Origin of the sequence: Paraburkholderia haematera, assembly GCF_905220975.1 — a bacterium.
In the GTDB taxonomy this organism is placed as follows: domain Bacteria; phylum Pseudomonadota; class Gammaproteobacteria; order Burkholderiales; family Burkholderiaceae; genus Paraburkholderia; species Paraburkholderia haematera.
Genome location: NZ_CAJNBK010000076.1, coordinates 1 through 596 on the forward strand (window position 1 = coordinate 1; position 596 = coordinate 596).

Annotated in this window: 1 protein-coding gene; it reads right to left on the reverse strand. The window is 60.9% G+C overall.

Annotated elements, in window-relative coordinates:
* Nucleotides 1-596, reverse strand: a 596-nt coding sequence (locus tag KHO23_RS34915) for an ABC transporter ATP-binding protein (protein ID WP_211617546.1), incomplete at both ends; no start/stop codon positions are given.

The window sequence follows — 596 nt, forward strand, 5'->3', positions numbered from 1 at the left end:
GTCATGGCTTCTTCCTGATCGTGCGTGACCATCACGCAGGTCACGTCGACCTTCTCGATGATGTTCACCAGTTCGAGCTGGGTCTTCTGGCGGATCTGTTTATCGAGCGCCGACATCGGTTCGTCGAGCAGCAGCAGCTTGGGGCGCTTGACGAGCGAGCGGGCCAGCGCCACACGCTGCTGCTGTCCGCCGGAGAGCTGATGCGGCTTGCGTTGCGCGTACTTGCTCATCTGCACCAGATTGAGCGCGTCGGCAACCCGTTCCCGGATCTCGTTCTTCGGCGCGCCTTCCTGCTTGAGGCCGAAGGCGATATTCGCCTCGACGCTCATGTGCGGGAACAGCGCATACGACTGGAACATCATGTTGACCGGCCGCTTGTACGGCGGCATCGCGGCGAGATCTTCGCCATCGACGAAAATGCGCCCGGACGTGACCGTTTCGAGCCCTGCGAGCATGCGCAGAAGCGTGGACTTGCCGCAGCCGGAGCTGCCGAGCAGTGCGAACAGTTCGTTCTTGGCGATGTTCAGACTGACGTTGTCGACAGCCGTGCTGTCGCCGAATTTCTTCACGACGTTTTCGATGCGGACGAATTCGTC